Origin of the sequence: Nibrella viscosa, assembly GCF_039541875.1 — a bacterium.
In the GTDB taxonomy this organism is placed as follows: domain Bacteria; phylum Bacteroidota; class Bacteroidia; order Cytophagales; family Spirosomataceae; genus Nibrella; species Nibrella viscosa.
Window position 1 is genome coordinate 171,459 of record NZ_BAABHB010000012.1, and the last position, 13,801, is coordinate 185,259.

Annotated in this window: 12 protein-coding genes; 7 read left to right on the forward strand and 5 right to left on the reverse strand. The window is 51.3% G+C overall.

Features of this window, described 5'->3' with window-relative positions:
* Positions 1 to 20: 20 nt before the first annotated feature.
* Positions 21 to 1,247 carry an argininosuccinate synthase gene (locus tag ABD931_RS22965; RefSeq protein ID WP_345270343.1) on the reverse strand — a complete coding sequence of 409 codons (1,227 nt, stop codon included), beginning with the start codon at positions 1,245 to 1,247 and terminating at the stop codon, positions 21 to 23.
* Positions 1,248 to 1,390: 143 nt separating this feature from the next.
* Positions 1,391 to 2,095, reverse strand: coding sequence for a GNAT family N-acetyltransferase (locus tag ABD931_RS22970; protein WP_345270345.1), 705 nt, complete (start codon positions 2,093 to 2,095; stop codon positions 1,391 to 1,393).
* A gap of 413 nt (positions 2,096 to 2,508) precedes the next feature.
* Here ABD931_RS22970 and aat point away from each other — a divergent pair, with 413 nt between their 5' ends.
* From aat to ABD931_RS22985, 3 genes are all read left to right on the forward strand, one after another.
* Positions 2,509 to 3,138: a leucyl/phenylalanyl-tRNA--protein transferase gene (aat, locus tag ABD931_RS22975; protein WP_345270346.1), complete on the forward strand. Its 630-nt coding sequence runs from the start codon at positions 2,509 to 2,511 to the stop codon at positions 3,136 to 3,138.
* 93 nt (positions 3,139 to 3,231) lie between these two features.
* Complete coding sequence (gene proB, locus ABD931_RS22980; RefSeq protein WP_345270347.1) at positions 3,232 to 4,266, forward strand: glutamate 5-kinase; 1,035 nt, start codon at positions 3,232 to 3,234, stop codon at positions 4,264 to 4,266.
* Between the two features lie 12 nt (positions 4,267 to 4,278).
* Entirely contained in the window at positions 4,279 to 5,532 is a 1,254-nt protein-coding gene (locus tag ABD931_RS22985; RefSeq protein ID WP_345270348.1) for a glutamate-5-semialdehyde dehydrogenase, read from the forward strand.
* Between the two features lie 86 nt (positions 5,533 to 5,618).
* Here the strand turns inward: ABD931_RS22985 and ABD931_RS22990 are convergent, their stop codons facing one another.
* Together ABD931_RS22990 and ABD931_RS22995 are read right to left on the reverse strand one after the other, a co-directional pair.
* Complete coding sequence (locus ABD931_RS22990) at positions 5,619 to 7,127, reverse strand: gluconokinase (RefSeq protein WP_345270349.1); 1,509 nt, start codon at positions 7,125 to 7,127, stop codon at positions 5,619 to 5,621.
* A gap of 130 nt (positions 7,128 to 7,257) precedes the next feature.
* Positions 7,258 to 8,250, reverse strand: coding sequence for a type I phosphomannose isomerase catalytic subunit (locus ABD931_RS22995; protein ID WP_345270350.1), 993 nt, complete (start codon positions 8,248 to 8,250; stop codon positions 7,258 to 7,260).
* Between the two features lie 214 nt (positions 8,251 to 8,464).
* Between ABD931_RS22995 and ABD931_RS23000 the strand changes: the two genes are divergently transcribed.
* On the forward strand, positions 8,465 to 9,400 hold the full coding sequence (locus tag ABD931_RS23000) for a helix-turn-helix transcriptional regulator (protein WP_345270351.1): 936 nt from the start codon (positions 8,465 to 8,467) through the stop codon (positions 9,398 to 9,400).
* A 142-nt stretch (positions 9,401 to 9,542) separates the two neighbouring features.
* Here the strand turns inward: ABD931_RS23000 and ABD931_RS23005 are convergent, their stop codons facing one another.
* Positions 9,543 to 9,848, reverse strand: coding sequence for a hypothetical protein (locus ABD931_RS23005; RefSeq protein WP_345270352.1), 306 nt, complete (start codon positions 9,846 to 9,848; stop codon positions 9,543 to 9,545).
* A gap of 377 nt (positions 9,849 to 10,225) precedes the next feature.
* Between ABD931_RS23005 and ABD931_RS23010 the strand changes: the two genes are divergently transcribed.
* From ABD931_RS23010 to ABD931_RS23020, 3 genes are read left to right on the forward strand one after another with little or no spacing between them, the layout of a single operon-like run.
* Positions 10,226 to 10,897, forward strand: coding sequence for a CRISPR-associated endoribonuclease Cas6 (locus ABD931_RS23010; RefSeq protein ID WP_345270354.1), 672 nt, complete (start codon positions 10,226 to 10,228; stop codon positions 10,895 to 10,897).
* A gap of 12 nt (positions 10,898 to 10,909) precedes the next feature.
* Positions 10,910 to 13,171, forward strand: coding sequence for a CRISPR-associated helicase Cas3' (gene cas3, locus ABD931_RS23015; RefSeq protein ID WP_345270355.1), 2,262 nt, complete (start codon positions 10,910 to 10,912; stop codon positions 13,169 to 13,171).
* Complete coding sequence (locus ABD931_RS23020) at positions 13,168 to 13,800, forward strand: hypothetical protein (RefSeq protein ID WP_345270356.1); 633 nt, start codon at positions 13,168 to 13,170, stop codon at positions 13,798 to 13,800. Before cas3 ends, ABD931_RS23020 begins: the two co-directional genes overlap by 4 nt.
* Position 13,801 lies beyond the last annotated feature (1 nt).

The following is a 13,801-nucleotide window of genomic DNA, read 5'->3' on the forward strand; positions in this document are numbered from 1 at the left end:
GTCTGTACAGTTATTCGTGTTTATTCGGCAGCGGCACCGTTGTTTTTACGGTCGGCCAGTTCCTGAACTTTCTCGTAAATCATTACCTGATTCGACATCACCTTCGAGAAACCGCGTACGTCATCGCCGGTCCAGGCGTTGTTCATTTCGCCGTAGCTGCCGAATACCGACGACATCAGGTCGTAATCCGATTCAATACCCAGCACCGTAAAGCGGTACGGTGCCAGTTGCACATGCACCTTACCGGTTACGTGCGCCTGCGTCTCGGTCAGAAACGTCTCGATGTTGCGCATCACGGGGTCGATAAACTGGCCTTCGTGGAGCATGGTGCCGTACCAGTTGGCCAACTGGTCTTTCCAGTACAACTGCCATTTGGTGAGCACATGTTTTTCGAGCGTATGGTGGGCCTTAATAATAATCAGCGGAGCCGGCGCTTCAAACCCAACGCGGCCTTTGATACCAATAATAGTATCCCCCACGTGGATATCCCGCCCGATGCCAAACGGACCGGCCAGTTCCGTCAGCTTTTTGATAGCATCGACGGGGTTGGCAAAGGTTTGGTCGCCAATACCCTTCAGTTCGCCCTGCTCAAAGTGGAGCGTTGTGGTTTCCGGGTCGGTTTTGGTCACCTGCGTCGGCCAGGCCGATTCGGGCAGGTAACCGTTGGAGGTCAGCGTTTCTTTGCCGCCGACGGAGGTTCCCCACAGCCCTTTGTTGATAGAGTAAGCGGCTTTATGCCACTCCTGATCTACCCCTTTGGCTTTGAGGTAATCGATCTCGGCTTCGCGCGACAGCCGCAGGTCGCGGATGGGCGTGATGATTTCGGCCTGGGGCAGTATAATCCGGAACGCCATATCGAACCGCACCTGGTCGTTGCCGGCGCCGGTGCTGCCGTGCGCAATGGCGTTGGCCCCGATGCTGCGGGCGTACTCACCCACCGCTACAGCCTGAAAGATACGCTCGGCGCTCACCGACAGCGGGTAAGTATTGTACTTCAGCACGTTGCCGAACACCAGGTATTTCAGGCATTGCTGGTAGTAGTCGTCGGTTTTGGCGATGGTGGCATGGTGGGCAACGCCCAGGGAGTAGGCACGGTCTTCAATCGCCTGCAACTCGGCATCCGAAAAGCCGCCGGTATCGACCAGGACTGAGTGAACTTCGTAGCCTTTATCTTCCGATAAATACTTTACACAAAACGAGGTATCCAGCCCTCCGCTGAACGCCAAAACTACTTTTTGCTGGGCCATTTACTGTATAAGCTCGAATAAGAAAAAATAAGGTAAAGCGTAATTCTGCTGCAAACATAAAAAATCCCTTCCGACGAACCGCCGAAAGGGACTTGATTATCAATCCAAACTATTAATTCAATCGATAATTCACCCAGGCAGCATCAGGCGGTTTCCAACTCCCGCTCCTGCTTCCTGGCGCGCTGCCGGTCCTGAATACGCAGCAGTATCCGCTGCTTCAGGCGCATCCAGCGTTCATATAATTTAGACTCCTTGAGAAAATTCCACTTCTCCTTCTTGCCGGTCTTTTTCTTCTCTTCAGGGTCGTATAGCATACCTGTACACAGGCAGTGTTTACGATTGGTCCGGGTCAGCACATCGTAATTCACGCAGCTCGAACAGCCTTTCCAGAACGCATCATCGGCCGGCAGTTCGCTCAGCGTAACCGGCTCATACCCCAGGTCGGAGTTGATTTTCATCACCGCCAGGCTAGTGGTCAGGCCAATGATCTTAGCGTCGGGATACTTGGTGCGCGACAGTTCAAAAGCTTTGGCTTTGATACGGGTAGCAATCCCGCTCTTGCGGTGATCCGGGTGGACAATCAGGCCCGAGTTGGCCACAAATTTGCCGTGTTCCCAGGTTTCAATGTAACAGAAACCCACCCACTCGCCGGCGGTGGTTGTCGCGACGATCGCTTTCCCCTCCAGCATTTTCTCCATCAGGTAAATCGGCGAACGCTTGGCAATACCGGTCCCCCGGGCTTTGGCGCTCTGCTCCATTTCCTTACAGATAGTATCCGCCAGCCGCAGATGGTTTTCGTTTGCTACCTGAACTATATATTGGTCGTTTACTACTTCTTGTGTAATCATCGTCGTTTATTGAGAAACGAGTATCACGATTAACGTTTAACTCAAACGGAGACGTTTTTATCCGCGTTGTTGTGACGAAAAAGATTTGATTAGAGAAACAAATACGAGCGAGAAAGTTTTGCCCCGTAGGCAAAAACGGATTATATGGTCCTTTCGGACCTAAACCAGAATGGCGTAGTGTGGTAAAAAGTCGGTATGTTAACTTGATAGGCCATTGTATTGGTTTACCAAAGGAAGTGTTTTCGTTGAAAACGGAGGCAATGTTAGGTAAATTACCTGACCTGTGCAATGATAAAACAGCTTTTTTTTGGAATAGTTCAGGTGTTTTGTTTTTATTTTTTGAAAACAACCGCCTGATACCTATCCTCGTTTTTTTGTATAAATTTGTCTATGTAAGTCTGGCACCCACATTCATGAACAAGCTAACCGCCGACGACCTGATATACGGCTACATCAACGGCATCTTCCCGATGGCCGACGCTGACGGTACGCTATACTGGTACTCGCCGGACCCCAGAGCTATCATTCCGATCGACACCTACAAACCGTCCCGTTCGCTCCGTCCGGTCCTGAATAAAAAAGAGTTTGACATCCGGGTCAATTCCGAATTCAGTCAGGTGATGCGGTACTGTGCCGCCCCCCGCAGCTACGGCGACAGCACCTGGATTTCCGATGAAATTATTACGGCCTATACCGAACTGCACCGCATGGGGCTCGCCCACAGCATTGAAGCCTACCAGAATAACCGGCTGGTTGGTGGCCTGTATGGCGTGGCATTAGGCTCCGCTTTTTTCGGAGAATCGATGTTTCACCTCGTCAGCAATGCCTCTAAGGTAGCGTTCCACTACCTGATGGTCATGCTGCAGGAGAACCAGTTTGATCTCCTCGATACGCAGTTTATCAACGATAATGTCAAGCGGTTCGGGGCCATTGAAATCCCGAAAGCCGAATACCTGAAACGGCTGAAACAGGCACTCCGCCGAAAAGCCCGCTTTACCGAACCCATGCTGGAACACCTCTTCCGGCACCAGCCCAACGATTAATACGGCCATTTCTACCGTAGACTCACTACAACTTTTGGGTTTTACCAATTCAAGTAGCGGCATAAACGCGCTAAACCATGTACCTTTGCGGGCATGACAAAGCCCATTTTGGTCATTAAGTTTGGGACAGCGTCCATTACCAAACCCACCGGCGAACTGAACGAGACCGTCATTGCCGACATTGCCCGGCAGGTAGCCGCTCTGCACCCACATTACCGCATTGTCCTGGTATCATCGGGGGCCGTCGGGGCCGGCAAATCGTTTATCCACAATTACCGGGGTGATCTTACCCAGCGCAAGGCAGCCGCAGCCATCGGCAACCCCCTGCTGCTCAGCGTCTACAGCCGCTACTTTGCCGCGTACCAGATTCCGGTAGCGCAGAGCCTCTGCGAACGCCACCACTTTGCCGACCGCAACCAGTTCCTGCAACTCAAGCAGACCTACGACGAACTCTGGACCAACGGCATCATTCCAATCGCCAACGAAAACGACGTTGTCAGCAGCCGGGAGTTAAAGTTCTCGGACAACGATGAACTGGCTACCCTAATCGCCGTAGGGTTTAAGGCCGAACTGTTGATGCTCTGTACCTCTGTGGGTGGGCTATTGGATAGAGAAGGCCGGATTATCCGCCACGTCACGGAGCTGTCTGAAGAGGTCTTCGGTGTTGTGCGTACTGATAAATCGGCGCTGGGACTTGGCGGCATGAGTTCCAAGCTGACGTTTGCCAAACTGGCGACCCGCATGGGTATCCGGGCAGTAATTTTCGGTCTCAACGAACCTGATGGTATTGTCCGGGCGCTTCATGGCGACACGGGTACGCTGTTTACCGCCCATACCAGTTCACTATCGGCGCGTAACCGGTGGCTGGGAAGCGGGAGTTTGGTAACGGGTCGCCTGCAAGTTGACGCGGGTGCAGTGAAGGCGCTACAACGCCGGAGCAGCCTGCTGGCCGTGGGGGTGCGGGCCATATTAGGCGAGTTTGAAGCGGGGGAGGTCGTCGAGATAATTGATGCTGACCAGACGGTGGTTGGCGTGGCGCGGGCGCGGCTGTCATCGGCCCGGCTAACCGAGCGACTTAATCAGCAAAATGTTGAAGTGGCGAATGCCAATGATATTGTACTTTTGTAAAACACACTCCGTATGTCAACCGTGATAACGCCCCTGTTACAGCAGACCCAACGGGCTTCGGCCGTAGTTCGGCGGCTGAACGCCGGCCGGAAAGCCGACCTGCTCAACCGGCTCGCCGACGTACTGACCGAACACACGACTCAGATTCTGGCCGAAAACCAGAAGGATCTTGATCGTATGCCGGACGACGATCCTAAGAAAGACCGGCTGCGCCTGACCGACAGCCGGGTAGCCGGTCTGGCCGCCAGTCTGCGCGACGTAGCCAAACTGCCCGACCCTACGGGTGAAGTCTTGCTGCAGCGCACGATTGAGCAGGGCTTATCACTGCGCAAGATCGCCGTACCGCTGGGAGTCGTAGGCGTTATTTACGAATCCCGGCCGAACGTGACGATCGATGTGGCGGCTCTTTGCCTGCGCTCGGGCAATGCCTGTGTGCTAAAAGGCGGTAAAGAAGCCGACCACTCCAACCGATACCTGGTGAAGCTTATTCAGGGCGTGCTGGAAGAGTTTGGTGTACCCAGGGCCGCCGTTACCCTGCTGGCCCCCGACCGGGCGGTGGTCAATGAGCTGCTCAAAGCAACAAAATACGTCGATATTATTATACCCCGCGGCTCGGAATCCCTGATTCAGTACGTACGGCAGCATTCGCTGGTGCCGACGATTGAAACGGGGGCCGGTGTCTGCCATTCGTACGTGGAGAAAACGGCGGATCTGGAGAAGGCGAAACACATAGTGGTCAACGCCAAAGTATCGCGGCCATCGGTCTGCAACGCCCTGGACTGTCTGCTGGTCGACGCCGTTATTGCGGAAGCCTTCCTGCCCACGCTTAAAGATGATTTTGCGAAGTGGAACGTCGAGGTATTTGCCGATGATACCGCGCATCGTATTCTGCACCAGGCTGGGTATTCGCCCCTGAAACGGGCTCGTCCCGAAGACTACGGCCGCGAGTTTCTGGATTATAAATGCGCCATTAAAGTAGTCTCCGGTATTGACGAAGCCCTAGCGCATATCCAGATGTATTCGTCGCGACACTCCGAGGCTATCGTTTCCAAAAATCAGACGCTGATCGACCGGTTCCTGAACGAGGTCGATGCAGCCGCCGTGTACGCCAATGCCTCTACCCGTTTTACCGATGGGGGCGTATTCGGCTTAGGAGCGGAAATAGGTATCTCCACCCAGAAACTGCACGCCCGTGGTCCCTTCGCCCTGGAGAAGCTGGTGACGGAGAAATGGGTAGTGGTGGGTGATGGTCAGGTAAGGTGGTAGTAACACGGAGTTGTACTCCGTGATGGTTACCCGGCGTGTACCTCCGGGGTTTAATGCGACGCGGCTGCACGGAGTACAACTCCGTGCTACAATGCGACGCGGCTCCCGGAGTACAACTCCGTGGTACAGGCAGCCTGAAACCGCTTAAAGACGTTCCGGTACACCCGATGATGGTCGGGGTTTGGGTCGAAGGTCTGGCCGAACTCTACGCGCCGGGCGGCTTCGGCCAGGGAACCGACGAGTCCCTGGGCTTTCATCGCCAGCAAAATAGCGCCGATAGCTCCGCTCTCGTTGCTGGCGTTCAGCCGCACGGGTACACCGAAAATATCAGCCAGCATTTGCACCCAGAACCCGGATTGGGCAAAACCGCCGTTGGCGTGAATAACCCGCGTAGGACCGGTATGACGGGCCAGCATCTTTTCGATACTGAGCAGGTTAAACATCACGCCTTCGAGGGCGGCCCGGATAAAGTGCGCCCGCGTATGCTGCCAACCGACGTTCAGATAAGCGCCCCGAACGTTGGCATTCCAGAGCGGAGCGCGTTCGCCCTGCAGGTACGGCAGAAACAGCAGGCCATCCGACCCGGCCGGGGCTAGTTCGGCTTCGGCCAGGGTGTCGGCTACGTCCTGCCGTGTCAGGCTCTCGGCCAGCCATTGCAGCACGTTGGCCCCGTTGTTGGTCGGTCCACCCACCACAAAATAGGCATCCTTACCGCCTTCATCCACATCCAGAATATAGCTGAACAGTCTGCCCTGCCGCTCCCGCAGGGGCTTGCCGCTGGTCCGGCGAATGGCCCCGCTGGTGCCGATGGTCAGCGTGGTGATGCCCGGCTCAATGGCCCCCGCCCCCAGATTAGCCAGGCAACCATCCGACGCGCCGATATACAACGTAAGCCCATTGGGCAGCGCCGTTTGTCCGGAAACCCGATCTTTCTGATACAGAACGCAGGTGGTGGTCGGCTTAGGCTCCGATAATTGGTCGGCCCGAATACCGACATGCGCCAGCGCGGGAGCGTACCAGTCTCGGGCCTGACTATCGAACAGGCCCATTGCAGTGGCGACCGAATAATCAATCCAGTAGTGCCCCGTCAGTTTATGCCAGATATACTCTTTAATGGAAATGAACCGGGTAGCCTCCTTCAACAGCCGGGGCTGGTTGTCGCGCAGCCAGGCCAGCTTGCACAGGGGTGTCATTGGGTGAATGGGCGTACCCGTGTGCCGGTAGATGTCGCGGCCAATGGGCGATTGATCGGGGCGTAGTGCCTGTGCCTGCCGCTCGGCGCGGTTGTCGGACCAGATGATGGCGTTGGTCAGCAGTTTTCCGTCGGTGTCTACGGCCAGCAGACTATGCATAGCCGAGCTGAAGCAAACGGCCTCAATGGCAGAACCCTGTCTATTTATCTGCCGGACCAGCTCATCCAGCACCCGGCACAGATCCTGCCAGATGCGTTCGGGGTCCTGTTCGCAATAGGTAGGCTTAGGGAAATAGGTAATTACGGGGGCAGATGCCTGCGCTATTACGCTGCCGTCGGCAACCGACATAGCCAGGGCTTTTACATTGGTAGTGCCGATATCAACGCCTACAATACAGTTCATGAACAGGAGGGCTTACGATGGCTGCAAAGAAACGGCAAAGCCCGTAATCTGCCAACTTCAACCGTTCGTCGGAGTACGAAAAAGCCCGTCAACAGGTGACGGGCTGTGTGCAGTACACTATTGGTAAAGCTTAGGGAACATACGACTCCAGCAAGGTCATATCGCCGTCGGGGACCAGCGTTACCTGCTTGACGGCGGCCGGAATCAGGGCACATTCGCCCAGTTTCAGCGGGACGTTATAGCCCCCTTCTGCCTGAATGGTTACGGCACCGCCCACGCAGACCAGGATAACAAACGAGTCGAGGTGGGTGTAATCGTGCATCACCTCCTGGTCGAAATTCAACACGTTGGTAACGAAATAATCGGAGGTAACGGCGTTGACGCTTTGGTTACGCTTCCGCTCATACGAGGTTTTGTATTGATCGTAGTGCTTGTAATCGATGGCGTCGACGGCCTGCTCGGTATGCAGTTCTCGCTTTTGGCCTTTATCATCCACCCGGTCGAAGTCGTAAATGCGGTAGGTGATGTCGGAAGTCTGCTGAATTTCGGCCAGCAGCAGGCCCTTGCCGATGGTATGCACGCGACCGGCGGGCAGAAAAAACACATCACCCGCTTCGACCGGCTCCCGGTTCAGGATGTCGGTGAGGGTGTTGTTCTGCACGGCATCGATGTATTCCTCCCGAGACACTTCCCGGTTGAAGCCGGAAATCAGCGATGAGCCGGGATCAGCCTGGATGATATACCACATCTCGGTTTTGCCAAAACTCTGATGCCGCTCGTGGGCGAGTTTGTCGTTGGGATGAACCTGGATGGAGAGATCCTCGTTGGCGTCGATGAATTTGACCAGCAGCGGAAACCGGTCACCGTATTGCTTGTATACATGTTCTCCTACCAACTGCTCTTTATACTGGGCCAGCAGTTCCTGGAGCGACTTGCCTTTGAGCGACCCTTCTTTGACTTCCGATACCTCACCCGCTACACCGGAAATCTCCCAGGTTTCGCCACAGTTGGGCAGCAGACCATCCGGGCCTTGAGGAAAATCTTTACCCAGGATGGTCTTTATTTTCTGGCCACCCCAGATCTTGTCTTTGAAAATGGGTTCGAAGGTCAGCGGATAGAGCATGAGCGCGGGCGTTTAGTCTGGTGCCAAAAATAACGGATTGTTCCTGTAAGTAATCGGCGCAGGATAGAAAGGCCGGTTTAAAGTTGATCATCGCTTATGTATGCCTTGCACAACCTAATAATAAAAAGATCATGTGTTCTTTACCAAAAGCTGATTAGTTTGCCAACGCATGATTAGCAAAAGACATCAGCATCCAGAACCCCTTGCCCCTTGAATGAATCAATTTGAAACGCTTAGCCGTCGACTCCACATCATTCGGTTGGTCGATAAGCCCTTTCGGTATCCCGCCAAACAAACCATTGTCGAAAAGCTGAAAGCAATCGGCTTAAAAGCGGTCTCGCTCCGATCCGTCGAACGCGACATTCAGGGCATACGCGACGAGTACGGCATTCACATCAAACCGCGCAGACGGGGTGGCGGCTATTATCTGGACCGTCCCGCCGACGAAGACCCCGCCGATTTTGAGCAGATGCTGCAACTGCTGGAACGACGGGAAAAAATCCGCTTTTTGTCCGCTGCCGTTGCCGATACGCCCCACGCCAGCCGGTACTTACAGTTGGAGCAGGCCCCGCCCGTTGCGGGCACCGAGCACCTGCCCACCCTGCTGGAAGCCATGCGGCTTTCTGTCTGCGTACAGTTTGCCTACCAGAAGTTCGACAATTCGGCAACGGAGCAAATCCGGTTGGTGGAGCCTGGTATGCTGTTCGAGTACCGCAACCGCTGGTACCTGGACAGCTATGATCTGACAAGCAACGGACCGCGAACATACGGCCTCGACCGGATTACCAGCCTCCAGTTGACCCGGCAGCCCATACTACTCGGCAACCGCAGCCGTACCGACCGGCAGCACGTCATTGGCGTAACCGCACCCGAAAACGCCCGGCCCGAACGCGTCTTGCTCCGCTTTGCCGCCGGCGAAGCCAACTACCTGCGAACGCTCCCGCTGCACACCAGCCAGCGTATCGCACATGAAACCTCAGCTTACGTCGATTTCGTGTTGCATGTAGTCATCAACCCGGAGCTAATCCGGGAGATTCTGGCTTATGGAAATTATGTGGAGGTATTGGAACCGGCCGATTTGCGGGCAACGATTGGAGAGCGAGTGCGGGAGGTGGCAGACCGATATGCACCAGCCAAAAAACGGCTATGACTGTTTATTCTTATTTTGCTCTCGCGCAGCGCGAACCGATTTTATATGACGAATAGCTTCGGTCTGTGTCATGGGTTGACCAGCCAAACTAAATATTTCACTCCAGGTCATCTCACGAATACTCTTACCGGTGATGCTATTTTTAACGGCACCAAAATCTTTTGAGTTCTTCTCCATTTGCCAGTCCTATATTTTGGTAGACATAACTGTTTTGCTCAGCATCATAGTATAAAACTACAAGTAAGGGACGAAAATCACAACTAATGCCTATAACAAAGTGGTAAGATTCGCGTAAAGAAAAACCCTCCAAATTATACCAGCGCGAGAGATTGTTCTGATGAGTGACGCTTTTAATTTCTTTATGATTGGTCTTGATGGCTCTTAATTCATCAATGGATAAGTATCGAAAATCATCTCCTGGCTCTGCTAACTCGAAATCTTCTGGCATAACTGTAAGCAGTTTGATCTGCAAATCACGGGTATATATGGTGCGTATAAGTCGGCTATTATTAGTAGACAGTCCAAAAATCACATGAATAAATGTAAAAACCAAATTAGCAAACCGATAGTATGGGATGTAAACCAAAAATCATACCTTTGTTCACAAGTGCTTAGAAAAACCTATCGACAAAAGAAACTCTAAGCAGGGTTAGAGTATTCTTGCCCGTATCTCAATCAATCGCACCTATAGGGTATTGAAATATAGTGTGGGATGTAGTTGGTAGGGGCTCTACTAAGTATCAATCGCACCTTCGGGTATTTTTTTACTCCGCCAACTAATGGCGAGCAAGTCACTTTCCTTTGTTACATCCAAACCACAACTGTATGCGACTTCAGCTACAACTAACTCCCAATACCGAACCCGTTCCCTACGATCACCTACACCGGCTAACGGGTGCCTTGCACAAGTGGCTCGGTCCTAACAATGAACAGCACGATGGTTTGAGCTTGTACAGCTTCGGCTGGTTACGAGGTGGACAAAGCCGGGGCGGTGCCTTGTGTTTCCCCAAAGGAGCTCAATGGAATATATCGTTTTTCGATGATGCTGTAGCACAGCAATTAATTCAAGGAGCATTGAAGGAGCCCTCTATTGCCTTCGGAATGCGAGTGATGGGGCTTCAGGAAATGCCAACCCCGGCTTTTGGAGAAATGTATCATTTTAGAACGGACGGTTCAGCAATCTTGGCCCGCAAAACTCGTCCTGATGGAACCAGAGCCTATTTGCTTTGGAAAGACCCAGAAACAGATCAAGTGCTAACCCATATTATGCGCCAAAAATTATCGAAGGCAGGACTTACGGATAATCATATGGATATCCAAGTTTGCTTTGATAGGACTTATATAGACGCTCGAACGAAGTTGGCTACTATCAAAAATATTCAGCATAAAGGGAGTGAGTGCCCAGTCATTGTATCTGGTACTCCCGAAGCAGTTCAATTTGCCTGGCTGGTAGGTATTGGCGACTTAACAGGAAGTGGTTTCGGAGGTGTTCGATAAAATCAAAGCATTATGATTCACAACTTTGATCAGGCTTTATCTCTAGCTGGATTCGAAATTGAACGAGAAGGACAAAGAGCGGTATTCAATGCTTTTCGAGCTGGCAAGCATGTAATTCTACGCGCTCCAACGGGGTGGGGAAAAACATTTGCGGTAATGGCTGCTTTAGGCGAAGGCCATGCCATCTATTCGCTACCATTGCGAGTTTTAGTTGACTCATTAGCTCACGAAGCTGCCACATGGAAAATTCGGCATGTAAAGGCACATCATGGTAATCGACGTGAACATGCGTTTTTAGATCAAGGTAACGACATAACAAACCCTGTTAATTGTGTATTTACAACCCTCGATCAGTCGCTAAGTGCTTATTTGGGCATCCCGGTAGGAGTCAGTATGCGGCAAGGAAACATTTTACCGGGTGTAATTGAAGCAAGCCATCTTGTTTTTGACGAATTTCATTTATTTGAAGCTGCTAAAAGTTGGAAAACAGCCTTACATGCACTGGTGCACAGCCGACAGAATGGCATTATCCTGACGGCCACCTTGAGCGATGCAATGATTAGTTTCTTGGAAGAAACTCTCTATAATACACCGCATGGCGTAAAAGTCATAGAAGCGAAGCGTCCGTTTGTGAATGCCAAGAAAATTACAAAAGGTGACGGTTTAGACAGCTCGGACAGGATTACACTTGGTGAACGAACGATCATTATTCGGAATCAGATTGAAGCAGCCAAAACAACAGCAACATTACTCCGTAACAACCCCAATGTACCAGGTAAAGTGTATCTACTCCATTCCGAACTGTTAGCCGCCGATCGTCAGCGCATTGAACAGGAAGTCAGACAAGTATTCGGAAAGTATGGAAAGGGACCGGCAGTATTGGTTGCTACGCAGGTTGTGGAGGCTGGAATTGATATTACCTGTGATGTATTGCACATAGACCTTTGTCCGCCATCGTCATTAATTCAAAGAATTGGGCGTTCGGCGCGGTATGAAGGCGAAACGGCACAAATCTTCTGGCATCCTGTAGAAACCACAAGCCCTTATACGTACAAGTGCGCTAAAGAAGAAACAGATAACCTTGAAAGCTATTTAAGTGGCATTACCGAATTAACGCCCGAATCTGAACACTTCATTACAAATCTGTCATCTAAACAAGACTTACTTGATATAGAAGAGTTCAAAAAGTTCAGGGATAATGAGTGGGTGTATGACATTCGGATAGGACGTGAGTACACTAAATACGCTGAACACATTCGAGATATTGACAGCGTAAACGTTGCTATTGGCGAATTGTCGGAGCAGCCATACCATTTTTTAAGTCTTGCACCTTCAAAGTTTCACGGCAATGGACCGTATGCGAACATCCCGGCAAGGTTTATAAAACTTGACTATGACCGTAAAACCAAAAAGCAAATCCCGCAGGAGATCAGCAACATACGCCTGGCTGATTATATACTACTGCACCCTGAAAACATCGGCTATGACCCTGATTTTGGTCTGACCCAGACCAATATTGGTGGAGAAGAACTATTCCTAAAGAACGTAGCAAAGAGTTATGAAAAACACCGCTATGAAGGTAAAGCCGAGAAATACCGCGAACATATTGAGCGGTTACAGAAATATCGTCCCGTTTCGCACTGGATCTTTAAGCGGTTGGCAGACCGATTAGGAAGCCTGCAAAGGGCAATTTATCTAGCAGATTTTGTAATATGGGCGCATGATTTAGGTAAACTAGATATAGAATGGCAAGCGGCTCATGGCGTGCCCGAAAATGGTATACCAATCGCGCATTCTGGTGAAGAAGATTTTCCTCGACTTAGACAACCTCCTTCCCATGCTTGGGTGAGTGCTTGGGCGGTTGCAGATTTCCTGTGGTATAGTTTATTCAAAACGGATGACGGTAAGAAGATTGCTCGTCCTGTTTTCTGGGCGATTGCTGATCATCACGGCTATCGGTCTGAAATGGCTCGTAGTTCAATGCAGCCTTACAGACTGGCTTACTTTGACCACCTGGACGGTATGCAGGACATGGCTCCGTGGACGACCAGAGGATGGAATAGTTCTATTCTAACGACTAAGGTAAGTGCCAGTGAGTTAGAAATAATCAATAGGCAAATGATCAAAGAAGGTATGAAGTCCTCAGACTATCTAGACGTATATTATTTGCTAAGTTATATTCTCCGACGTAGTGACCAGTTAGCAACCGCTGAAGTAAGTACAACATTTAGCGAGGAAAGTAAAAACATCACCCAACGGGACAATTTTTTATGATTAGAGCCAGATTCTTGAGTTCAACGCCGTTTAGCCATCGACAGGAACGAGCCACTACTAAGTTAGCAATAACGTATCTCTGTCCGCCACCGTACACGGTAAAAGTTGCCTTTATAGTGGGGGCAATTCGAGCTGGTAAAGACCCTAAGGAGTTTACCAAACGAATTCGCGGGATTAAGTTAATTCCGCACCCTTGGGGAGAGGGTGTAGTAAACACACATTTAGTTAAACATTGGGAGCCACCCCATTCAGATAGTGCCTGGAAATATCCGCCCACACATCTCAGTTCAACGGTGGTTTACCGGGAGTTTGTGTATTTCGAAGGTGGAGTAGATATCTATTTGCCCGATGATACCGAATCGTGGCTAGTTCCAATATTGCCCTTCATAAACTCATTTGGTAAACAAGGTGGCTTTTTTTCCTTCCACTCCTTTGAACAAGCTGAACCGCCTAAGCCTACTACTCACTTGGTAGCCAGTGATATGAAGCCAAATGCAACATGGGAGAAAGTCTCAAACTTTAGTGGAGAATCTAAAAAACCACGTGATACCGATGCTTGGCTCAGCTTTCGGGCAGAATTAGTAAGTGCAGGCAGTACATACAAATACTATCGCTTTGACGAATTGTAAT

Excerpts from the sequence above, each read along its gene's own strand:
- ABD931_RS22965 (WP_345270343.1), bottom strand. The coding sequence starts at position 1,247 with ATGGCCCAGCAAAAAGTAGTTTTGGCGTTCAGCGGAGGGCTGGATACC.
- ABD931_RS22970 (WP_345270345.1), bottom strand. The coding sequence starts at position 2,095 with ATGATTACACAAGAAGTAGTAAACGACCAATATATAGTTCAGGTAGCA.
- aat (WP_345270346.1), top strand. The coding sequence starts at position 2,509 with ATGAACAAGCTAACCGCCGACGACCTGATATACGGCTACATCAACGGC.
- proB (WP_345270347.1), top strand. The coding sequence starts at position 3,232 with ATGACAAAGCCCATTTTGGTCATTAAGTTTGGGACAGCGTCCATTACC.
- ABD931_RS22985 (WP_345270348.1), top strand. The coding sequence starts at position 4,279 with ATGTCAACCGTGATAACGCCCCTGTTACAGCAGACCCAACGGGCTTCG.
- ABD931_RS22990 (WP_345270349.1), bottom strand. The coding sequence starts at position 7,127 with ATGAACTGTATTGTAGGCGTTGATATCGGCACTACCAATGTAAAAGCC.
- ABD931_RS22995 (WP_345270350.1), bottom strand. The coding sequence starts at position 8,250 with ATGCTCTATCCGCTGACCTTCGAACCCATTTTCAAAGACAAGATCTGG.
- ABD931_RS23000 (WP_345270351.1), top strand. The coding sequence starts at position 8,465 with ATGAATCAATTTGAAACGCTTAGCCGTCGACTCCACATCATTCGGTTG.
- ABD931_RS23005 (WP_345270352.1), bottom strand. The coding sequence starts at position 9,848 with ATGCCAGAAGATTTCGAGTTAGCAGAGCCAGGAGATGATTTTCGATAC.
- ABD931_RS23010 (WP_345270354.1), top strand. The coding sequence starts at position 10,226 with ATGCGACTTCAGCTACAACTAACTCCCAATACCGAACCCGTTCCCTAC.
- cas3 (WP_345270355.1), top strand. The coding sequence starts at position 10,910 with ATGATTCACAACTTTGATCAGGCTTTATCTCTAGCTGGATTCGAAATT.
- ABD931_RS23020 (WP_345270356.1), top strand. The coding sequence starts at position 13,168 with ATGATTAGAGCCAGATTCTTGAGTTCAACGCCGTTTAGCCATCGACAG.